Source organism: Pseudomonas sp. B14(2017) (genome assembly GCF_002113255.1).
GTDB classification, from domain to species: domain Bacteria; phylum Pseudomonadota; class Gammaproteobacteria; order Pseudomonadales; family Pseudomonadaceae; genus Aquipseudomonas; species Aquipseudomonas putida_Z.
Genome location: NZ_NEJY01000005.1, coordinates 128,334 through 148,594 on the forward strand (window position 1 = coordinate 128,334; position 20,261 = coordinate 148,594).

Annotated in this window: 18 protein-coding genes; 5 read left to right on the forward strand and 13 right to left on the reverse strand. The window is 61.0% G+C overall.

Going from position 1 to position 20,261, the window contains the following annotated elements; translation table 11 throughout:
* Positions 1–42: 42 nt before the first annotated feature.
* A complete protein-coding gene (locus tag CAG34_RS06525; RefSeq protein ID WP_085588866.1) occupies positions 43–1,803 on the reverse strand; it encodes a cation:proton antiporter in 1,761 nt (586 codons plus the stop codon).
* 343 nt (positions 1,804–2,146) lie between these two features.
* Between CAG34_RS06525 and CAG34_RS06530 the strand changes: the two genes are divergently transcribed.
* Positions 2,147–2,632 carry an acyl-CoA thioesterase gene (locus CAG34_RS06530; RefSeq protein ID WP_003260046.1) on the forward strand — a complete coding sequence of 162 codons (486 nt, stop codon included), beginning with the start codon at positions 2,147–2,149 and terminating at the stop codon, positions 2,630–2,632.
* Here the strand turns inward: CAG34_RS06530 and pdxY are convergent.
* Positions 2,629–3,501 carry a pyridoxal kinase PdxY gene (gene pdxY, locus CAG34_RS06535; RefSeq protein WP_085588867.1) on the reverse strand — a complete coding sequence of 291 codons (873 nt, stop codon included), beginning with the start codon at positions 3,499–3,501 and terminating at the stop codon, positions 2,629–2,631. The genes CAG34_RS06530 and pdxY overlap by 4 nt on opposite strands.
* Positions 3,502–3,621: 120 nt before the next feature.
* Here pdxY and CAG34_RS06540 point away from each other — a divergent pair, with 120 nt between their 5' ends.
* Complete coding sequence (locus CAG34_RS06540) at positions 3,622–4,014, forward strand: DUF3301 domain-containing protein (protein ID WP_015272369.1); 393 nt, start codon at positions 3,622–3,624, stop codon at positions 4,012–4,014.
* On the opposite strand, the gene CAG34_RS06545 is transcribed toward CAG34_RS06540, so the two are convergent.
* Genes CAG34_RS06545 through zigA form a run of 3 tightly spaced genes read right to left on the reverse strand, consistent with a single transcriptional unit; the run spans position 4,015 to position 6,858 of the window.
* Entirely contained in the window at positions 4,015–4,986 is a 972-nt protein-coding gene (locus CAG34_RS06545; protein ID WP_085588868.1) for a GTP-binding protein, read from the reverse strand.
* A 40-nt stretch (positions 4,987–5,026) separates the two neighbouring features.
* Positions 5,027–5,653 (reverse strand): DUF1826 domain-containing protein, encoded by a 627-nt coding sequence (locus CAG34_RS06550; protein ID WP_085588869.1) that lies wholly within the window; start codon positions 5,651–5,653, stop codon positions 5,027–5,029.
* Positions 5,650–6,858: a zinc metallochaperone GTPase ZigA gene (gene zigA / locus CAG34_RS06555; RefSeq protein ID WP_085588870.1), complete on the reverse strand. Its 1,209-nt coding sequence runs from the start codon at positions 6,856–6,858 to the stop codon at positions 5,650–5,652. The genes CAG34_RS06550 and zigA overlap by 4 nt, the downstream gene beginning before the upstream one ends.
* Positions 6,859–7,058: 200 nt before the next feature.
* Here zigA and folE2 point away from each other — a divergent pair, with 200 nt between their 5' ends.
* Positions 7,059–7,964, forward strand: coding sequence for a GTP cyclohydrolase FolE2 (folE2, locus tag CAG34_RS06560; RefSeq protein ID WP_039612366.1), 906 nt, complete (start codon positions 7,059–7,061; stop codon positions 7,962–7,964).
* Here folE2 and CAG34_RS06565 read toward each other — a convergent pair.
* On the reverse strand, positions 7,948–8,475 hold the full coding sequence (locus tag CAG34_RS06565) for a DUF3617 domain-containing protein (protein ID WP_015272374.1): 528 nt from the start codon (positions 8,473–8,475) through the stop codon (positions 7,948–7,950). The two genes, folE2 and CAG34_RS06565, sit on opposite strands and share 17 nt — an antisense overlap.
* A gap of 131 nt (positions 8,476–8,606) precedes the next feature.
* Between CAG34_RS06565 and cls the strand changes: the two genes are divergently transcribed.
* Positions 8,607–10,046, forward strand: a complete 1,440-nt coding sequence (cls, locus tag CAG34_RS06570; protein ID WP_085588871.1) for a cardiolipin synthase — start codon at positions 8,607–8,609, stop codon at positions 10,044–10,046.
* Positions 10,047–10,187: 141 nt separating this feature from the next.
* Here cls and cfaB read toward each other — a convergent pair whose 3' ends face one another.
* Positions 10,188–11,372, reverse strand: coding sequence for a C17 cyclopropane fatty acid synthase CfaB (gene cfaB, locus CAG34_RS06575; RefSeq protein WP_085588872.1), 1,185 nt, complete (start codon positions 11,370–11,372; stop codon positions 10,188–10,190).
* Between the two features lie 207 nt (positions 11,373–11,579).
* On the opposite strand from cfaB, the gene lpdA reads away from it, so the two are divergent.
* Positions 11,580–12,986 carry a dihydrolipoyl dehydrogenase gene (gene lpdA, locus CAG34_RS06580; RefSeq protein WP_085588873.1) on the forward strand — a complete coding sequence of 469 codons (1,407 nt, stop codon included), beginning with the start codon at positions 11,580–11,582 and terminating at the stop codon, positions 12,984–12,986.
* 126 nt (positions 12,987–13,112) lie between these two features.
* Here lpdA and glmS read toward each other — a convergent pair whose 3' ends face one another.
* The 6 genes from glmS to atpG form a co-directional block, all read right to left on the reverse strand.
* Complete coding sequence (glmS, locus tag CAG34_RS06585) at positions 13,113–14,948, reverse strand: glutamine--fructose-6-phosphate transaminase (isomerizing) (protein WP_075046819.1); 1,836 nt, start codon at positions 14,946–14,948, stop codon at positions 13,113–13,115.
* A gap of 3 nt (positions 14,949–14,951) precedes the next feature.
* Positions 14,952–15,728, reverse strand: a complete 777-nt coding sequence (locus CAG34_RS06590; RefSeq protein WP_015268400.1) for a DeoR/GlpR family DNA-binding transcription regulator — start codon at positions 15,726–15,728, stop codon at positions 14,952–14,954.
* Positions 15,729–16,034: 306 nt separating this feature from the next.
* Positions 16,035–17,402 carry a bifunctional UDP-N-acetylglucosamine diphosphorylase/glucosamine-1-phosphate N-acetyltransferase GlmU gene (gene glmU, locus CAG34_RS06595; protein ID WP_085588874.1) on the reverse strand — a complete coding sequence of 456 codons (1,368 nt, stop codon included), beginning with the start codon at positions 17,400–17,402 and terminating at the stop codon, positions 16,035–16,037.
* A gap of 121 nt (positions 17,403–17,523) precedes the next feature.
* Complete coding sequence (locus CAG34_RS06600) at positions 17,524–17,943, reverse strand: F0F1 ATP synthase subunit epsilon (protein WP_003260039.1); 420 nt, start codon at positions 17,941–17,943, stop codon at positions 17,524–17,526.
* Between the two features lie 43 nt (positions 17,944–17,986).
* Entirely contained in the window at positions 17,987–19,363 is a 1,377-nt protein-coding gene (gene atpD, locus CAG34_RS06605; RefSeq protein ID WP_013974904.1) for a F0F1 ATP synthase subunit beta, read from the reverse strand.
* A gap of 27 nt (positions 19,364–19,390) precedes the next feature.
* Positions 19,391–20,251, reverse strand: a complete 861-nt coding sequence (atpG, locus tag CAG34_RS06610; RefSeq protein WP_013974905.1) for a F0F1 ATP synthase subunit gamma — start codon at positions 20,249–20,251, stop codon at positions 19,391–19,393.
* Positions 20,252–20,261 lie beyond the last annotated feature (10 nt).

Genomic DNA, 20,261 nt, shown 5'->3' on the forward strand with positions numbered 1-20,261 from the left:
CTCGGACGACGGTGAAATCTTGCGCAGGGAGCATTGCCCCCTTCAGTGCGTATTCTCGCGGCTGTTCTCCAGCGTCTCCAGCAAGGCAATCTGCATGCGCGTATGCACGCGGATAAACCAGCGCCACAGCAAGGCCACAACCACCGCAGCCACCACGGCAATCACCAGCAGCAGTTCGCTGGTGGGCAGAATGCTCGCCGACAGCGCCGACAGCAGCAGGAAAATCACCAGCAGCGACAACAGCGGAATCACCTCGGCAATCACACGGCGCACGCGCTGGGTATGCCGCCCGGCCGTTTCCGGTTTGACGCCCATCTCTGCCAGTAGCATCGACAGCGCCTTGAGCTTTCGATAGGCGGCAATCAGGAATGGCAGCGACAGCAACAACGCTGCGCCCCAGATCAGCGCTTTCTGTTGGCTGGCATCGCTGACCCACTCGCTGAGCCAGTTGCCGATCCGCCCGGCGAAATAGCCACCACTGAAGAAGATGGCGATCACCAGCGCCAGGTTCACCCCAACCTGCAACAGGATGCGCCGGATCATCGCCGCGAGCATGGCGCCCTCGCCCTGCGGCTGGATACTGCGCAACCATTCGCCATACAACGACAGCACCCGCGCCAGGCGGCTGGGCACCACCTTGCCCAGCTTGAGCGACAGCGGGTCGGCGGCACGGATCAGGTAGGGTGTCAGCAGCGTGGTGATTGCCGATACCGCCACAGCCACCGGGTAGAGGAAGTCGCTGGTCACCTGCAGGGTCATGCCCAGCGCGGCGATGATGAAGGAAAACTCGCCAATCTGCGAAAGCCCCATGCCCACCCGCAGCGATGTGCGCCCGTCATTTCCGGCAATGAACGCGCCCATGCCGCACGACAACATCTTGCCCAACACCACCGCCAGGGTAATGACCACGATCGGCCAGGCGTAGTCGATCAGCACCTGGGGGTCGATCATCAGGCCGATGGCGACGAAGAAGATGGCGCTGAACAGGTCGCGTACCGGTTCGATCAGGCTCTCGATTTTCAGCAACTGGCGCGATTCGGCCATGATCGCGCCAATCAGGAAGGCGCCAAGCACCATGCTGTACTCGAGCTTCACCACCAGCAGGCAGAAGCCGAAGCACAAGCCCAATACGGTTATCAGCAGCATCTCGTTGCTTTCGAACCTGGCCACGTAGGCCAGCAGGCGCGGCACCAGCAGGATGCCGATGACCAGCGCAACGATCATGAACAGCGACAGCTTGCCGACAGTGGAGAACACCTCGCCCGAGCTGACCGTGCCACTGACGGCGATGCCCGACAGCAGGGCGATGATGCCGATACCGAGGATGTCCTCGACGATCAGCACGCCGAATATCAGCTGGGCGAAACGCTCGTTCTTCATCTTCAGGTCGTTGAGCGCCTTGACGATGATGGTGGTCGAGGAAATCGCCAGGATGGCGCCGAGGAACAGCGAATCCATGGTGTTCCAGCCGAACCAGCGGCCGATCTCGAAGCCGATCCAGATCATCAGCACGATTTCCAGGAACGCCGCGATGAACGCCGTGGCGCCTACCTTGAACAGCTTGCGCAGGCTGAATTCGAGCCCCAGGCAGAACATCAGGAAGATCACCCCCAGTTCGGCGAGGGTCTTGATGGTGTCTTCGTCGTGGATCAGGCCGAACGGCGGGGTGTGCGGGCCGATGATGAAGCCGGCGACGATGTAGCCCAGCACCACAGGCTGCTTGAGGCGGTGAAAGAGAATGGTGACCACGCCAGCAACCAGCATGATGACTGCCAGGTCCTGGATGAAGCTGATGGCATGCATGGCGTGATACTCCTTTTCTCGTCCGTTGCTGGATGCCTGGGCAGACCGCTCCTCTGCCAAGGCAACCCTGAGCGAGCAGCAAGTACATACTTTTTTGAATGCAGGAAAAGCCCATGTTGCATGGGTGTAGTCAGGTTAACATCGCACCCCGCCGCAAAAAGGCGGTGCAATATGCAGAAACAGATCGGCTGGAAAAGCGCCGCTGATGGCATGATCGGCGTGACGATGGAGCGTCAGCCAACGTCCCGTACCAGGAAGGCAAATTCAAAAGAGGGGAACAGAAGTGTCTGCAGATAATGCCCCCCATTCGCCCGATTCAGCGCAACCTCACCGTGAGCACACTATGGAACCTGGAAACGCCCAGCTGAGCATGACCGTCCTGATGACCCCGGACATGGCCAACTTTTCTGGCAACGTACATGGCGGCACCCTGCTCAAGTACCTCGACGAAGTGGCCTATGCGTGCGCCAGCCGCTATGCCGGCAGCTATGTAGTCACCCTGTCGGTCGACCAGGTGATCTTCCGTGAGCCGGTGCACGTGGGTGAACTTGTGACCTTCCTGGCGTCGGTCAATTACACCGGCAACACCTCGATGGAGGTGGGCATCAAGGTGGTGACCGAGAACATCCGCGAGCGCTCGGTGCGCCATTCCAACAGCTGCTTCTTCACCATGGTCGCGGTCGACGACAACCGTCGCCCGGTGCAGGTACCGCCGCGCCAGCCGCAAAGCAGTGAAGAAAAGCGCCGCTTCCTGCAGGGCCAGCAGCGCCGACAGATCCGCCAGGAGCTGGAAAAGCGCTACCAGGACCTGAAAACCGACGCGATTTAAAGCGCCAGCATCTGTGCCTCGAAGCGCACCCTCGGGTGCGCAATGCGGTCCTGGGCCCGCACCAGCTGCAGTTCATAGCTGGAGCAGACCTGGGTTTCGAGCAGCACTTCGTGTACGGCCGCAGCGGTGAATTCGAACGCCTGCACCCAGCTGTCGCCGAGCAGAACGCGGGCCAGGAACAGGCCTGAGGTCAGGTCACCCACCCCTACCGGCTGCCGCGGGAACGCCAGCAGCGGGCGGCGCAGGTGCCAGCTTTGCTCGGCAGTCACCAGCAGCATCTCGAACTGGTCTTCGGCGCGCCCGGGGTAGGCCAGGTGCTTGACCAGCACCACCTGCGGCCCGCGCTGCAACAGGCTGCGCGCCATGTTCACGCAGTCCTCCAGCGACTGCGCTCGGCGGCCACAGAAGCTGTCCAGTTCCAGCTGGTTGGGGCACAGGATGTCAGCCCTGGCAGCCGCCTCGTCGAGCAGAAACTCGCTGACTTCCGCTGGCACGATGCAGCCCTTCTCAGGGTGCCCCATGACCGGGTCGCAAAGGTACAAAGCCTTTGGGTTGACTGCCTTGATCCGCTCGACGCCGGCCAGAATCGCCCGACCTTGTTCGGCGCTGCCCAGGTAACCGGACAGCACCGCGTCGCAATGGCCCAGCTCGCCGATGTTGGAAATGCCTTCCACCAGCGCAGGAATTTGCGCGGGGGCAAGCACTTCACCCGCCCACTGGCCATACTGTGTGTGATTGGAGAACTGCACGGTATTGAGCGGCCACACATTGACCCCGATACGCTGCATGGGAAACACCGCGGCGCTGTTGCCGGCGTGGCCGAACACCACGTGGGACTGGATGGCGAGCAGATGCGGGGTACGTTTCATGCGGGAGGTTTCCAAAGCTGTTTCAGGGATTGTGCGCAACGCAGTATGAACTCGATTGCCACCTGTACGACAGGCCAGGGACGCAGTTAAGCTGGATCGACCTGTTTGGAGCATACGCAAATGTTGACCCTGGAAAACCTCTTCGTCCTGATGCTGGTCGCCACGGCAGGCGCCTGGTTGTGGCACAACCACGGGTTGCGCGAGAAAGCCCTGGAACGGGTCAAACAGCATTGCGCCAAGCTCGACCTCGAACTGCTCGACGACGCGGTCGCACTCAAGCGTATCGCCTTTGTCCGTGACGCCAACGGCCGCAAGCGCCTGGCGCGCGTCTACGCCTTCGAGTTCACCGTCACGGGCGAACAGCGCCACCCCGGTACCGTGACCCAGTTCGGCGCCCACAGCGTGCAGATCGAACTGGCGCCCTACCCGTTCGAGATCAAGACCCCCCCGCGCACCGACAATGTCATCGAGATGCAGCAGTGGCGCCAGGAGCACAACCGCTGGCGCAACTGATCAGCTGACACGACATTCGCTCAACCCGGCCTGCAGCGCGGATTGCGATTGCGGCTGGTCGAAAATCAGCTCGATACGCGTATCCCTGCGCCAGTCGCTGGGCTGCCAGGCGGGCATGTCCCCATTCAGGCCATTGAATGATTGCCAGCCCTCCACGCTGTGGATAACCCCCTTCGCGCGCCGCCACGGCCAAGCCCGCAAGAACTCCTGCAGCCGCTGTGGATAAAACTGCTGGCCAGGGTGCCAGCGCCAGCCGATGCTCCAACCTCCCTCTCCCTGCTGTGCAAGACAGATCGGCTGCCCGGGGTCTGCCCATAGCGCTGTCGGTGGATTTACAAGATTGTCGACAATCCTGTTATCCACAACCGAGCTGTCGACAATGCCATTAGTTACAGCCGGAAGGTCCGACAAGGGCAGCCTACCTTGGACGGTCCAGAAGATTTTCTTTCCATGAAATCTATTAGTTATCAACAACTTAGTACTTTCATCCACAGCCTCTGATTTGTTCAAGACAACGCTTTCAGCAGCATCGAACGCCTGCTGTTGAGCCTCCGGAAGCTGCTCGTTCCGGACCATCGACTGCGCGTCCACGACCATCAGAAGGGGCTGTATTGTCAGCACTCCAGCCCAAGGGGCTTTTTGCAACTGAGCAAGCAACTGCAAGGGATGACCCAGCCCGGACGGCTCGATGAACAGCCGGTCAGGGCGGGATTTGCGCAGCAGTCGGCCCAGGCCCACCTGGAACGGCATGCCATTGACGCAGCACAGGCAGCCACCTGCGACCTCGCCGATGGCGATGCCGTCTTCGTCACGGCTGAGCAAGGCCGCATCCAGGCCTACCAGGCCGAATTCGTTGATCAATACCGCCCAGCGCTCGTTGGCTGGGCGTTGGGCCAGCAGGTGACGGATCAGGGTGGTCTTGCCGGCACCCAGCGGGCCGGCAATCACGTGGGCGGGAATGTTCTGCAGCATGGGGCGGCTTCGGGCGATGGTGATGCCTCACTATGCGCTGTCAGGCCAGCCAGTCAAGGCTGAGCAGCAGGCGCCCCAGCTGCCCCGAGGGCGAGCGGTGCACCAGACCCGCGCCTTCGTTGCCCTGCCACTTCTCACCTTTGAGCACAGCCACATCGCCAGCTTGCAGGTGCTGAACGTTATCCACAGGCAGTATTGCTGTGTGTAAGTTGCCACGAGGGCTCGCGTCCTCTTTCAACCACTCGCTACCTGGGCCTGCGTAGGTAGTGAGCAGACGCAGCGGAACGTTATCCACATGGAAGCGCGGGCACATGGGGCCTGTCAGTACCCGCAGGCGCAAACCTACCCGCTGCGCACCCACCAGGCAGGTATAGGCCGCCACCAGCCAGGCCACATCCGCCACGAATGCCTCATAGCCGTGCAAGTCGGCCGCTTCGCGCAAGAGTTCGGTGAATACCGGCAGGTGCTGCTCGTCCACATCGATGACGCGCTGGTCTGCCAAGGGCTGGCCGAGGCTGACCACCAGCGCGGCAAAGTCCTCCAGTTGTGGCGGCAAGCGTCGGCGCCATACCGCCAGGTTCACGCCATCCTGCAGCACATCGGTCAGCACCTGCGGTGTCTCGCCAAATACCTGGAAAATATCCACAGGCTTGCGTGCAGGGTTCATGCTGCGGTCTCCTCATGCCATGGACCGAACGGATCGGGCAGGCGCAACCAGCCCATGTGCCCCAATTCCATTTCCTGATCGGTCAAAAGGCATGCATCGAGTGCTGTGGATAATTTTTCGAAGTCAATATTCTGCCCGATGAACACCAGTTCCTGGCGGCAGTCACCGCTCTCGGCAACCCAGTTCTTCAAGATCGCGGCGGTGTTATCCACATCCTGTGGCCACTGCTCGCGCGGCACGAAACGCCACCAGCGGCCCGCCAGGCCATGGCGAATCATGCCGCCTGCCTGCGACCAACTGCCGGCCTCCTGGTATTTGCTGGCCAACCAGAAAAAGCCTTTCGAACGCAGCAGTCGGCCATTGCTCCAGGGCGTGTGGATAAAGTCGAAAAAGCGCTGTGGATGAAGGGGGCGCCGGGCCTGCCAGGTGGTGGCGGCAATGCCGTACTCTTCGGTTTCCGGCACATGCTCCCCGCGCAACTCTTGCAGCCAGCCCGGTGCCTGGGCAGCCTGGTCGAAGTCGAACAGGCCGGTGTCGAGGATACGTTCCAGCGGTACCTGGCCCATGACGATGGGCACGATCTGCGCCCGGGCATTGAGGCTGCGCAGAATGGCTATAAGCTCTTCGCGTTCGTGCTGGCTGATCAGGTCGATCTTGCTCAGCAACAGTACATCGGCGAACTCGACCTGCTCGATCAGCAAGTCACTGATCGAGCGCTCGTCCTCCTCACCCACGGTTTCGCCACGGCTGGCCAGGCTGTCTGCTGCCTGGTAATCACGCAGGAAGTTCAGGCCATCGACCACAGTGACCATGGTGTCCAGGCGCGCCATGTCGGACAGGCTACGGCCCTGTTCGTCGCGGAAGGTGAAGGTCTCGGCCACCGGCAGTGGCTCCGAGATCCCCGTGGACTCGATCAGCAAATAATCGAAACGCCCTTCTTCGGCCAGCCGCGCCACCTCCTCGAGCAGGTCTTCACGCAGCGTGCAGCAGATGCAGCCATTGCTCATCTCCACCAGCTTCTCCTCGGCACGGTTGAGGCTTACGTTGCGCTGCACCTCGCTGGCATCGATGTTGATTTCGCTCATGTCATTGACGATGACCGCAACCCGCAGGTTGTCGCGGTTACGCAGCACATGGTTGAGCAAGGTGCTCTTGCCGGCGCCAAGGAAGCCGGACAGCACGGTGACAGGGAGACGGTTGGACATGGCGAAACCTCTTCAGGCGAGCGCATTCGAAACGATGCATTGCACAATGTTATAAAGTAACAATACAATTTCGCCAAGCCGTTCGTGACGAACGAGTGCCCCCGGGAGGATAAATGAACCCGCCAAGTGACAGGTGCCCTTCCCGGCATTGCAGCTTGATCGGTGGTGGCCGCTGATCTCCCTTTTGTTTGGAATACCAGATGACTCAGCTCAAGCTCCCCGACATTGCCGCACAAACCCATGAATACGCCTTGCCTTTGAACTGGGTGGGTATGTGCGGGATCGCCCAACCTGTGCAGTTCGAGGGGCGCACAGCAGCAGCCACTGTCGATGCCGGCGTCAGCCTGGTAGACGGCAGCTCACGCGGTATCCATATGTCGCGGCTTTATCTCGCCCTTGAGTCGTTGGAGCATCAGCCTCTGACGCCGCTCACCATCCGCCAGCTGCTGGCTGACTTCCTCAGCAGCCACGAAGGCCTTTCTTCCGCCGCCTATCTGCGTCTGCGCTTCGAGCATCTGCTAAAAAGGCCTGCATTGATCAGCCCGCTGGAGGGTTGGAAAAGCTATGCCGTCACAGTCGATGCAAGGATCGAAAATGAAATGTTCCACGTGGAACTATCCGTTTCCGTCCCTTACTCCTCGACCTGCCCATGCTCGGCTGCACTTGCACGGCAGCTGATTCAGCAGCAGTTCCAGGCGCATTTCAGCGCCGAGCAGGTCGACAAATCTGCAGTCTTACAGTGGCTTGGCAGCGCCGAAGGCATCGTAGCGACGCCCCATAGCCAACGTAGTAGCGCGCAAATTCAGGTAAGACTGCGCAGCAATCAGCAGGTTTTACCAATCACCGAGTTGATCGACCGCATAGAAGCAAGCCTGGGGACAGCGGTGCAGACCGCAGTGAAGCGCGCAGACGAACAAGCCTTTGCCTTGGCCAACGGCCAGAACCTGATGTTCTGCGAAGACGCCGCACGACGCCTGCACAAGGCGCTACGGCAAATGGAATGGAGCACGGCCTTCAAGCTGCGCGTGGAACATGCAGAAAGCCTGCATGCCCACGATGCTGTCGCGACCAGCCAGTGGCAATGGGATGTCAGCTGCGCGGCTTGACCGAGCCGCAGTCATTGCCCAACCACACGGCACGGGTGTTCATGCTGCCTTGCTGCTGTACACCCGAGGCGTTGAACGTACCGTTGACCTGGGTGGTGAATTCCCGGTCACTGAGGAAAGTCGCCTGGCCGCTGCCCTGCGCTTTGGGGCAGCTGAACTGAAATTTCCACACATTGCCGGTGCGGTCGGTGATCTTCTGGGTACACCCTGACTTCGGGTCCTGCAGTGGGATATCGTTGGTTGCCACCTGTTCTGGCGTCAGGCAAGAGCGCACCCCCTTACCCCCAACAGTCACTCCCTGCTTGGCCAGCACCCCTTCCATCATCGCGCGCTGCTCTGGCGGCAGGTTCTTCAACTGGCCGAGCATGAACTCCATGTCGGGTAACGGCTTGCCATCGACCTGCATGTTGCTGGTGGTCAGCTCCCACAAACCTGGCTGTAGCATCTGAGCATGCACCAGCGGGCTGCTCACACCTAGGGCCAACGCCAACAGTGGCAGACGAATCTTCATGGACGAACGCTCCTGGAAAAAGCCGGCCAAGCGGGCCGGGCTGAGCCTTAGACGCCAAATCCACCTGCAGGTTGCAAGGCGGACCGGGAACGTGTTCTGTTACTCAAGTGTACTCGGCAAGCAGGATGCATATGGACTACCACAGCCCCTACTTCTTCGGTTACCTACTCGGCCTGGTTCACCTGCTGGGTATCGTCGCCGCACTGCACGCACTGTTCACTGTGCGCACTGCCCAAGGCGCAATCGCCTGGGCCATGCCGTTGTTCTTCATCCCCTACCTCACCCTGATCCCTTACCTGATCTTCGGTGCGCGCTCGTTCTATGCCTACATCAAGGCCCGGCGCCAGGCCAACCAGGAAATGCATGTGGCCATGGCCAACCTCAACTGGCGGCCTTGGGTAGAAGAAGCCCTTACCGCCCGCGAGTCGGAAAGCTATGCGGCGTTGCGCGCCATGCCCAAGCTCGGGCGCATGCCCTGCCTTGCCAATAACGAGGTGAAGCTGCTGATCGATGGCAAGGCAACATTCGATGCAATATTCGCCGCCATCGAAAAAGCCCGCGACGTGGTGTTGGTGCAGTTCTTCATCATCCATGACGACAACCTTGGCAAAGCGCTGCAGCAACTGCTGCTGCGCAAGGCCGCCGAGGGGGTGCGGGTGTTCGTGCTGTATGACCGTGTCGGCAGCCATGCCTTGCCGGCAAGCTACAGCCAGTTGCTGCGCGACGGTGGTGTACAGATTCATGCCTTCGCAACCCGTCGTGGCTGGTTCAACCGCTTCCAGGTGAACTTCCGTAACCACCGCAAGATCGTGGTGGTGGATGGCTTGCTCGGTTTCATCGGCGGGCACAACGTGGGCGATGAGTACCTCGGTGGCCACCCGCAGCTCTCACCCTGGCGCGACACCCATGTGCAGATCAGCGGGCCAGTGCTGGCCTGCCTGCAGGAATCGTTCGCCGAAGACTGGTACTGGGCCACGCGCCAGCTACCGCCGTTGATTCTGCCGGATACCTACCCGGACAACGGCGTGCTGTGCCAAGCCTTGGCCAGCGGCCCGGCCGACCCACAGGAAACCTGCTCGCTGTTCTTCCTTGAGGCGATCCATTCAGCCACCCGGCGGGTGTGGATCACCAGCCCGTACTTCATCCCCGACGAGGCGGTGTTCGCCGCGTTGCGTTTGGCGGTACTGCGTGGGGTCGATGTGCGAGTGCTGATTCCGTCACGCCCGGACCATCGCATCGTCTATGCCGCCTCCAGCCTTTTCGCCTTCGAAGCGGTACGTGCGGGTGTGCGCATGTTCCGCTACCAACCGGGCTTCCTGCATCAGAAGGTGGTGCTGGTGGATGACGATGTCAGCGCGATCGGCAGTGCCAACCTGGACAACCGCTCGTTCCGCCTGAACTTCGAAATCACCCTGCTCACGGTCGACCGCGGCTTCGCTGACCAGGTCGAGAACATGCTGAACAATGACTTTGAACAGGCACGGGAAATTACTGCGGAGGACAGCCGCGATACTCATCGGCTGCAGCAACTGGGGATGCGGATTGCGCGGCTGATTTCGCCGATTCTCTGATGCGAGTAGGCCCCTCTATGGGTATCGCGGACCTTGTGGGAGCGGGTTTATCCGCGAAGACGTCAGTGGCTGTACCGACGCATTCGCGGGTAAACCCGCTCCCACAGGGTACGGTGTCGCGCTTGCGTGCTTTGGAGCAATTCAGCGATACAGGTCTTCACGCGTCCAAGGCAGGTCATGGTGCCCATCGGCGTACGGCTTCACGGCCAGAATCTGATGCAGGTTGATCCAGCCCTTCTCGAAGGCATAGGCACACCCGGCCAGGTACAGACGCCAGATGCGCAAGGTCTTCTCGGGCACCAGCGCCGCCGCCTTGTGCAGCTGGTTCTCCAGGTTCTCGCTCCAGTGGTGCAAGGTCTTGGCGTAGTGCAAACGCAGGCTTTCCACGTCTACCACCTCCAGGCCCGCTTCACAGATGCTGGCACTGATCATCGACAGGTGCGGCAGCTCGCCATGGGGGAAGACGTAGCGATCGATGAACTCGCCAGCGCCACGCCCGACCGGGCGGCCATCGACATGCTTGGCGGTGATACCGTGATTCATCACCAGCCCCCCTTCCCTCACGGCACCGAACAGCTTCTGGCTATACAGCGCCAGGTTGGCATGCCCCACATGCTCGAACATGCCAACGCTGACAACCTTGTCGAAGCGGCCATCCTGAGGCAGGTCGCGGTAGTCGAGAATCTGCAGGTCGACCTTGTCGGCCAACCCCTCTGCCTTCACCCGCTCGCGACCGAGCTTGAGTTGCTCCTTGCTCAAGGTGATACCAAACACCTTGGCGCCATATTCGCGAGCAGCGAAACGCGCCAGCCCGCCCCAGCCGCAGCCGACGTCGAGCAGGTAGTCACCTGCGTCCAGACGCAGCTTGCGGCACAGATGATCGAATTTGTCCTGCTGTGCCTGATCCAGCGTGTTGTCCGGCTCGCGGAAGTAGGCGCACGAGTAGGCCATGTCCTGATCCAGCCATAGCTGGTAGAACTCGTTGGAAACATCGTAATGGTAGGAAATGGCTTCGGCGTCGGTGCTCTTGTCATGGGCCCGGCGCTGCGGTGGGGCGTCGTCCTCATCGGTCAGTAGCGCTTCGCTCAGCTCATCGCATACGCGGATGGCTTCACCAATATCGCCCTCCAGCTCCAGCTTGCCTTCGACGAATGCCGTGCCCAGCTGGTCCATGCTCGGGTGGCTCAACTGGCTGATCAGCTGTGGCTCCTTGACCAGGATAGTGACCTGCGGGCTAGGCCCCAGATCGAACTGGTTACCGTCCCACAGTTTCAGCCGCAGCGGCAGATGCAGGCTCTGCAGTGCCGGTGGAAGTTGCGCAAGCATGAACGACCCTCCTGTCCGTATTTGGCCACGACGCCTGATATTTCGAACGTCGCCGGATCAGAGTAGTTCATTCGTGGGATGTTTCCTCTAAACGAGACCATGGTCTAGAACCAACTGATCTTATCCACGCAGCAGATTGTATACAATTTTTGCATCTCAGCTTAACCTTGTGCCCCTCTTGCGCTTCTTCATCCTGGAGTTGAACCCATGAAATCCTATGACGTGGTGATCATCGGCGGTGGCCCTGGCGGCTACAACGCAGCCATCCGCGCCGGCCAGCTGGGCCTGAGCGTAGCCTGCGTGGAAGGCCGCTCGACCTTGGGCGGCACCTGCCTGAACGTGGGTTGCATGCCCTCCAAGGCGTTGCTGCATGCTTCCGAGCTGTACGAAGCCGCCAGTGGTGACGAGTTCGCCCACCTCGGTATCGAAGTCAAACCTACCCTCAACCTCGCTCAGATGATGAAACAGAAGGACGAGAGCGTGACCGGCCTGACCAAGGGCATCGAGTACCTGTTCCGCAAGAACAAGGTCGACTGGATCAAGGGCTGGGGCCGCCTGGACGGCGTCGGCAAGGTCGTGGTCAAGGCTGAGGACGGTAGCGAAACCGCACTGCAGGCCAAGGACATTGTCATTGCAACCGGCTCCGAACCTACGCCCCTGCCGGGCGTGACCATCGACAACCAGCGCATCATCGACTCGACCGGCGCGCTGTCGCTGCCACAGGTGCCCAAGCACCTGGTCGTCATCGGCGCCGGCGTGATCGGCCTTGAGCTGGGTTCGGTATGGCGCCGCCTGGGCAGCCAGGTCACGGTCATCGAATACCTCGACCGCATCTGCCCGGGCACCGACGAAGAAACCGCCAAGACCCTGCAGAAGGCCCTGGCCAAGCAAGGCATGGCGTTCAAGCTGGGCAGCAAGGTGACCCAGGCCAGCGCCAGCGCCAGCGCCGAAGGCGTGAACCTGACCCTGGAGCCGGCCGCCGGTGGCACCGCAGAAACGCTGCAAGCTGACTATGTACTGGTCGCCATCGGCCGACGCCCCTATACCAAAGGGCTCAACCTGGAAAGCGTGGGCTTGGAAACCGACAAGCGCGGCATGCTCGGCAACGACCACCACCGCACTTCCGTGCCGGGTATCTGGGTGATTGGCGACGTCACCTCCGGCCCGATGCTGGCGCACAAAGCCGAAGACGAAGCGGTGGCCTGCATCGAACGCATCGCCGGCAAGCCCCACGAGGTCAACTACAACCTTATCCCTGGCGTGATCTACACCCGCCCGGAGCTGGCCACCGTGGGCAAGACCGAAGAGCAGCTCAAGGCCGAAGGGCGTGCCTATAAAGTCGGCAAGTTCCCGTTCACGGCCAACAGCCGGGCCAAGATCAACCACGAGACCGAAGGCTTCGCCAAGGTCATCGCCGATGCCGAGACCGACGAAGTGCTGGGTGTACACCTGGTAGGCCCAAGTGTCAGCGAGATGATCGGTGAGTTCTGCGTGGCCATGGAGTTCTCGGCCTCGGCGGAAGACATCGCCCTCACCTGCCACCCCCACCCGACCCGCTCCGAGGCCTTGCGCCAGGCAGCGATGAATGTGGACGGGATGGCGATGCAGATTTGATGTGAGATAGCCGGGGAGCTGCTTTGCAGCCCATCGCGACACAAGGCCGCTCCTACAGGAAATTGCGTTCTCCTGTAGGAGCGGCCTTGTGTCGCGATGGGGCGCAAAGCGCCCCTGGCTTCTGGCTTACTCGACCGTAACCGACTTGGCCAGGTTACGCGGCTGGTCCACGTCGGTGCCCTTGAGCACGGCCACGTAGTAAGACAGCAGCTGCAGCGGGATGGTGTACAGGATCGGCGCCAGGGCGTCGGCGATGTGCGGCACCTTGATCACGTGGGTACCTTCACCATTGGTCATGCCGGCCTGCTCGTCGGCAAACACTACCAGCTCGCCACCACGGGCGCGTACTTCCTGCAGGTTGGACTTCAGCTTCTCCAGCAGTTCGTTGTTCGGCGCAACGGTTACCACCGGCATGTCGCTATCCACCAGCGCCAGCGGGCCGTGCTTCAGCTCGCCTGCCGGGTAGGCTTCGGCGTGGATGTAGGAGATTTCCTTGAGCTTGAGCGCACCTTCCATCGCCACCGGGTACTGCGCACCACGGCCGAGGAACAGGGTGTGGTGCTTGTCGGCGAACAGCTCGGCGATTTTCTCGACGGTGGCGTCCATGGCCAGGGCTTCGCCCAGGCGGGCCGGCAGGCGGCGCAGCTCTTCAACCAGCTCGGCTTCGACGCCGGCTTCCAAGGTACCGCGCACCTGGCCCAGAGCCAGAGTCAGCAGCATCAGCGAAACCAGCTGGGTGGTGAAAGCCTTGGTCGAAGCCACGCCGATTTCCGGGCCGGCCAGGGTCAACAGGGTCAGGTCCGACTCACGCACCAGCGAGCTGATACCGACGTTGCAGATCGCCAGGCTGCCGAGGAAGCCCAGCTCCTTGGCGTTGCGCAGTGCGGCAAGGGTGTCGGCGGTTTCGCCAGACTGCGAGATGGAGACGAACAGGGTGTCCGGCTGCACTACCACCTTGCGGTAACGGAACTCGCTGGCCACTTCGACCTGGCACGGGATCCCGGCCAGGCTTTCCAGCCAGTAACGGGCGACCATGCCGGCGTGGTAGCTGGTACCGCAGGCAACGATCTGCACGTTGCGCACCTTGGCGAACAGTTCGGCAGCCTGCGGGCCGAAGGCCTGGACCATCACGTTGTCCTTGCCCAGGCGACCTTCCAGGGTGCGCTGCACCACGCTTGGCTGCTCGTGGATTTCCTTGAGCATGAAGTGGCGGTAGGTGCCTTTGTCGGCAGCTTCGGCACCTTCGTGGTACTGCACGGTTTCGCGCTGGACCTTGTGGCCATCCTGGTCCCAGATGGAGACCTGGTCACGGCGGATTTCAGCAATGTCGCCTTCTTCCAGGTACATGAAGCGGTCGGTGACTTGGCGCAGGGCTAGCTGGTCGGACGCCAGGAAGTTCTCGCCCAGGCCCAGGCCGATGACCAGCGGGCTGCCACTGCGTGCGGCTACCAGGCGGTCAGGCTGCTTGGCACTGATCAGCGCCAGGCCGTAAGCACCATGCAGGCGCTTCACCGCAGCCTTCAGGGCATCGGTCAAGTCCGGAACGCTCTTCAGGGTGTGGTGGATCAGGTGGACGATGACTTCGGTATCGGTCTGCGAAGTGAAGACATAGCCAAGGCCCTTCAGCTCTTCGCGCAGTTCTTCGTGGTTCTCGATGATGCCGTTGTGCACCACGGCCACTTCATTGCCCGAGAAGTGCGGGTGGGCGTTGCCCTCGGTCGGCGCACCGTGGGTGGCCCAGCGAGTGTGGGCGATGCCCAGCTGGCCGGCCAGTGGCTCGGCGGCAACAGCGGCTTCCAGTTCACTGACCTTGCCGATACGGCGACGGCGCTGCAGTTCACCGTTCTGGGTGAGGACGGCCAGGCCGGCGCTGTCGTACCCGCGGTACTCAAGACGCTTGAGGCCTTCGATCAGGATGGCTGTGATGTTGCGCTCGGCGACGGCACCAACGATTCCACACATGGTTTATTGCTCCTGGCTGATCGCGGCGCAGATCAGGTTGATGCCGCGGGCTTGAATTTGTTCGCGTGCCGCTGCGGGCAGGCGTTCGTCAGTAATAAGGGTGTGCACGCTGCCCCAGGGCAGCTCGAGGTTGGGGATCTTGCGCCCTACCTTGTCCGATTCGACCATCACGATCACTTCACGGGCGACTTCGGCCATGACCCGGCTCAGCCCGAGAAGTTCGTTGAAGGTGGTGGTACCACGACCGAGGTCGATGCCGTCGGCGCCGATGAACAGCTGGTCGAAATCGTAGGAGCGCAACACCTGCTCGGCCACCTGGCCCTGGAACGACTCCGAATGCGGGTCCCAGGTGCCACCGGTCATCAGCAGCACCGGCTCGTGTTCGAGGTCGCAGATAGCGCGGGCCACGTTCATCGAATTGGTCATCACCACCAGGCCAGGATGGCGCCCCAGTTCGGGGATCATGGCTGCCGTGGTGCTACCGCTGTCGATGATGATGCGCGCATGTTCGCGGATACGTGCCACGGCGGCGCGGGCGATGGCCTTTTTATAGGAAGACACCGGCTGGGCAGGTTCACCGAGCAACTCTTGTGGCACCGGGACCGCGCCACCGTAGCGCCGTAGCAACAGGCCGTTGGTTTCGAGGGCAGCGAGGTCCTTGCGGATGGTGACTTCCGAGGTAGCGAAACGCTTGGCCAACGCGTCCACACTCACCTCGCCCTGCTCGCTGAGCAAAGCCAGGATGTTGTGCCGCCGCTGAGGGGTGTTTCGTTTCGACATGAGCGCTTAAGTTTCGATTCGAAAGATAATGGTGGCAATCAAAACCTAAGATGAGCGATTCGTCAAGGTGTCACTGCCTGTGGATAGTTTCTTCCGGCAATCGCCATGCCCTTGTGGGAGCGGCCTTGTGTCGCGAAAGGGCCCCAAAGCGGCCCCAATGATTTCACAGGTAACGCGAATATTGCCGGGGCTGCTTCGCAGCCCTTTCGCGACACAAGGCCGCTCCCACAAGTAACACCAAACGACCAAGAAAAAAGCCGACTTATTCACATAAGTCGGCTTTCGATCGAAACAGCTGTGTATAACTCAGCTCTTCTTGATCTTCTCCGGCCGCTTCCAACCCGAGATGTTGCGCTGACGGGCACGAGCCACCGCCAGGTCGCCTGCCTCCACGGTCTGGGTGATGGTCGATCCGGCAGCAGTGGTCGCACCAGCCTTGATTTCCACAGGCGCTACCAACGAGTTGTTCGAGCCGATGAACACGTCCTCGCCCATCACGGTCTTGAACTTGTTGGCGCCATCGTAGTTGCAGGTGATGGTGCCGGCGCCGATGTTGGTGCGTGCACCGATTTCGGCATCGCCCAGGTAAGTCAGGTGACCGGCCTTGGCGCCTTCCCCGAGGTGGGCGTTTTTCAGTTCGACGAAGTTACCCACATGGGCCTTGGCGTCCAGCACACTGCCCGGGCGCAGGCGGGCGAACGGGCCGGCATCGCTGCCCTCGCCCATCACGGCGCCTTCGAGGTGGCTGTTGGCCTTGACCACTGCGCCTTTGCGCAGGGTGGTGTTCTTGATCACGCAGTTAGGGCCGATCTGCACATCGTCCTCGATGACCACCTTGCCTTCGAGAATCACGTTGATGTCGATCAGCACATCACGGCCAACGGTCACTTCACCGCGGACATCGAAGCGCGCCGGGTCGCGCAGGGTCACACCCTGGGCCATCAGGCGACGGCCTTCGCGCAACTGGTAGTGGCGCTCCAGCTCCGACAACTGGCGGCGGTCGTTGGCACCTTGCACTTCCATCGGGTCGTGCGGCTGTTCGGTAGCCACCACCAGGCCATCGGCCACAGCCATGGCGATGACGTCGGTCAGGTAATACTCGCCCTGAGCGTTGTTGTTCGACAGACGGCCCATCCAGTCGGCCAGGCGCGCGGCTGGCAGGGCCAGAATACCGGTGTTGCCTTCCTTGATCGCTTTCTGCGCATCGTTGGCGTCCTTGTGCTCAACGATGGCGGTCACCTTGCCCTGCTCGTCACGCACAATGCGGCCATAGCCGGTCGGGTCGTCGAGGGTCACCGTGAGCAGGCCCAGCTGCTGCTCGTTGGCCTTGGCCAGCAGCCGCTGCAGGGTTTCCACTTCGATCAACGGCACATCACCGTACAGCACCAGCACGGTTTCGGCGGTCAAGCCCGGTAGTGCCTGGGCAACCGCATGGCCGGTACCCAGCTGCTTGTCCTGCATGACGAAGTTCAGGTCGTCGGCGGCCAGGCGCTCGCGAACCAGCTCGGCCCCATGGCCAATGACCACATGAATACCTTGCGGCTGCAGCTGGCGCGCGCTGTGGATAACATGGCCGAGCATGGAGTTGCCGGCTACCGGGTGCAGCACCTTGGGCAGCGCCGAGCGCATGCGGGTGCCTTGGCCGGCGGCGAGAATAACGATATCGAGTGACATTACTGGCTACCAATCCTGGGTGGTCAGTGAAATGACCGGGGGGAGAAATCAGAAAAAGAAAAAGGGTAGCCGAGGCTACCCTTTTACTCAATCGCTACAGAAGTTATCAGCCGAGGGCCGATTACTTGCCTCTGCGCATTTGCTGGACGGTACGCAGCTGAGCTGCGGCCTCGGCCAGACGTGCGGCGGCGGCGCCGTAGTCGAAGTCCGCGCCTTTCAGATTCAGGGCGTTCTCGGCAGCCTTGAGGGCTTCCTGAGCCTGAGCTTCATCCAGGTCTGCAGCACGTTGCACGGTATCGGCAAGCACCTTGACCATGTTCGGCTGAACCTCGAGGAAACCACCAGAGATGTAAAACACCTCTTGGGCGCCACCCTGCTTGGTCAGCGTGATCGGACCAGGCTTGAGATTGGTGATCAGCGGCGCGTGGCCCGGAGCGATACCAAGATCACCTAGGTTACCGTGCGCAACTACCATCTCGACCAGGCCGGAGAAGATCTCTCCTTCCGCGCTGACGATATCGCAATGGACTGTCATAGCCATCTGCTTGCCTCAACCTGATAGCGCCCCTTGCGGGGCGCAGGAATTACAGTTTCTTGGCTTTCTCGATCGCTTCGTCGATGCTGCCGACCATGTAGAACGCTTGTTCTGGCAGGTGGTCGTAGTCACCTTTGAGGATGCCGCTGAAGCCAGCGATGGTGTCTTTCAGGGAAACGTACTTGCCTGGCGAACCGGTGAAGACTTCGGCCACGAAGAACGGCTGCGACAGGAAGCGCTGGATCTTACGAGCGCGGGCTACCAGTTGCTTGTCGGCTTCGGACAGTTCGTCCATACCCAGGATCGCGATGATGTCCTTCAGCTCTTTGTAGCGCTGCAGAACATACTGAACGCCACGAGCGGTCTCGTAGTGCTCGTTGCCGATCACGTTCGGGTCCAGCTGGCGCGAAGTCGAGTCCAGTGGGTCGACCGCTGGGTAGATACCCAGGGAGGCGATGTCACGGGACAGAACGACGGTGGCGTCCAAGTGGGCGAAGGTGGTCGCTGGCGACGGGTCGGTCAAGTCGTCCGCAGGTACGTATACGGCCTGAACGGAGGTGATCGAACCTTCCTTGGTGGAGGTGATACGCTCTTGCAGAACGCCCATCTCTTCAGCCAGGGTCGGCTGGTAACCTACTGCCGAAGGCATACGGCCCAGCAGTGCGGATACTTCGGTACCGGCCAGGGTATAACGATAGATGTTGTCGACGAACAGCAGAACGTCGTTACCTTCGTCACGGAACTTCTCGGCCATGGTCAGGCCGGTCAGCGCTACGCGCAGACGGTTTCCTGGTGGCTCGTTCATCTGACCGTAGACCAGCGCTACCTTGTCGAGAACGTTGGAGTCCTTCATCTCGTGGTAGAAGTCGTTACCCTCACGAGTACGCTCACCCACACCAGCGAACACGGAGTAACCGCTGTGTTCCATGGCGATGTTACGGATCAGTTCCATCATGTTTACGGTCTTGCCGACACCGGCACCACCGAACAGACCAACCTTACCACCCTTGGCGAACGGGCAAACCAGGTCGATAACCTTGATGCCGGTTTCCAGCAGGTCGTTGCCGCCTGCCTGGTCAGCGAACGAAGGCGCTGGCTGGTGGATACCGCGACGCTCTTCTTCGCCAATCGGGCCGGCCTCGTCGATCGGGTTGCCCAGTACGTCCATGATACGGCCCAGGGTGGCCTTACCAACAGGAACGGAAATGGCAGCGCCGGAGTCAACGACTTCCAGACCGCGCTTCAGGCCTTCGGTCGAGCCCATCGCAATGGTACGAACCACGCCGTCGCCCAGCTGCTGCTGAACTTCCAGGGTGGTTTCCGCGCCTTGTACTTTCAGCGCGTTGTAAACACTCGGCACGACGTCACGTGGGAATTCCACGTCGATGACGGCGCCGATGATTTGAACGATACGTCCGCTACTCATAGCTGGATCCTCTGAATATTTGAACCGTTAAACCGCGGCAGCGCCGCCGACGATTTCCGAGATCTCCTGGGTGATCGCAGCCTGACGCGCCTTGTTGTAGATCAACTGAAGCTCTTTGATCAAATCACCGGCGTTGTCTGTGGCGTTCTTCATGGCGATCATCCGGGCCGCTTGTTCAGCAGCGTTGTTCTCGACCACCGCCTGGTACACCTGCGACTCCACGTAACGCACCATCAAGCCGTCCAGCAGCTCTTTTGCGTCGGGTTCGTACAGGTAGTCCCAGTGATGCTTGAGATCCTGATCCGGGGTTGCCACCAACGGTACCAATTGCTCGACCGTTGGCTTCTGGGTCATGGTGTTGATGAACTTGTTCGAAACCACCGAGAGGCGATCGATACGGCCGTCCAGGTAGGCGTCCAGCATTACTTTGACGGAGCCGATCAGATCGTTGATCGATGGCTCTTCGCCCAAGTGGCTGATCGCGGCTACGACGTTGCCGCCAAAGATGCGGAAGAAAGTCGCACCCTTGCTGCCGATCACGCACAGGTCGATTTCCACGCCCTGTTCGCGGTTTTCGTTCATGTCCTTGACCAGGGCCTTGAACAGGTTGGTGTTCAAGCCACCGCACAGACCACGGTCACTGCTCACCACGATATAACCGGCGCGCTTTACAGGGCGCTCGATCATGAACGGGTGGCGGTATTCCGGGTTGGCGTTGGCCAGATGACCGATCACCTGGCGGATACGCTCCGCGTAAGGACGGCTAGCAGCCATGCGCATTTGTGCCTTGCGCATCTTGCTGACCGCCACTTTCTCCATGGCGCTGGTAATTTTTTGCGTGCTTTTGATGCTCGCAATCTTACTGCGAATCTCTTTTGCGCCTGCCATGTATCACCTA

Bases quoted from the DNA above. Each gene is read 5' to 3' on its own strand.
- glmS (WP_075046819.1), bottom strand. From the start codon at position 14,948: ATGTGTGGAATCGTTGGTGCCGTCGCCGAGCGCAACATCACAGCCATC.
- CAG34_RS06565 (WP_015272374.1), bottom strand. From the start codon at position 8,475: ATGAAGATTCGTCTGCCACTGTTGGCGTTGGCCCTAGGTGTGAGCAGC.
- lpdA (WP_085588873.1), top strand. From the start codon at position 11,580: ATGAAATCCTATGACGTGGTGATCATCGGCGGTGGCCCTGGCGGCTAC.
- CAG34_RS06530 (WP_003260046.1), top strand. From the start codon at position 2,147: ATGGAACCTGGAAACGCCCAGCTGAGCATGACCGTCCTGATGACCCCG.
- atpD (WP_013974904.1), bottom strand. From the start codon at position 19,363: ATGAGTAGCGGACGTATCGTTCAAATCATCGGCGCCGTCATCGACGTG.
- CAG34_RS06590 (WP_015268400.1), bottom strand. From the start codon at position 15,728: ATGTCGAAACGAAACACCCCTCAGCGGCGGCACAACATCCTGGCTTTG.
- CAG34_RS06545 (WP_085588868.1), bottom strand. From the start codon at position 4,986: ATGCTGCAGAACATTCCCGCCCACGTGATTGCCGGCCCGCTGGGTGCC.
- zigA (WP_085588870.1), bottom strand. From the start codon at position 6,858: ATGTCCAACCGTCTCCCTGTCACCGTGCTGTCCGGCTTCCTTGGCGCC.
- CAG34_RS06550 (WP_085588869.1), bottom strand. From the start codon at position 5,653: ATGAACCCTGCACGCAAGCCTGTGGATATTTTCCAGGTATTTGGCGAG.
- CAG34_RS06600 (WP_003260039.1), bottom strand. From the start codon at position 17,943: ATGGCTATGACAGTCCATTGCGATATCGTCAGCGCGGAAGGAGAGATC.
- pdxY (WP_085588867.1), bottom strand. From the start codon at position 3,501: ATGAAACGTACCCCGCATCTGCTCGCCATCCAGTCCCACGTGGTGTTC.
- atpG (WP_013974905.1), bottom strand. From the start codon at position 20,251: ATGGCAGGCGCAAAAGAGATTCGCAGTAAGATTGCGAGCATCAAAAGC.
- cfaB (WP_085588872.1), bottom strand. From the start codon at position 11,372: ATGCTTGCGCAACTTCCACCGGCACTGCAGAGCCTGCATCTGCCGCTG.
- CAG34_RS06525 (WP_085588866.1), bottom strand. From the start codon at position 1,803: ATGCATGCCATCAGCTTCATCCAGGACCTGGCAGTCATCATGCTGGTT.
- CAG34_RS06540 (WP_015272369.1), top strand. From the start codon at position 3,622: ATGTTGACCCTGGAAAACCTCTTCGTCCTGATGCTGGTCGCCACGGCA.
- glmU (WP_085588874.1), bottom strand. From the start codon at position 17,402: ATGTCACTCGATATCGTTATTCTCGCCGCCGGCCAAGGCACCCGCATG.
- folE2 (WP_039612366.1), top strand. From the start codon at position 7,059: ATGACTCAGCTCAAGCTCCCCGACATTGCCGCACAAACCCATGAATAC.
- cls (WP_085588871.1), top strand. From the start codon at position 8,607: ATGGACTACCACAGCCCCTACTTCTTCGGTTACCTACTCGGCCTGGTT.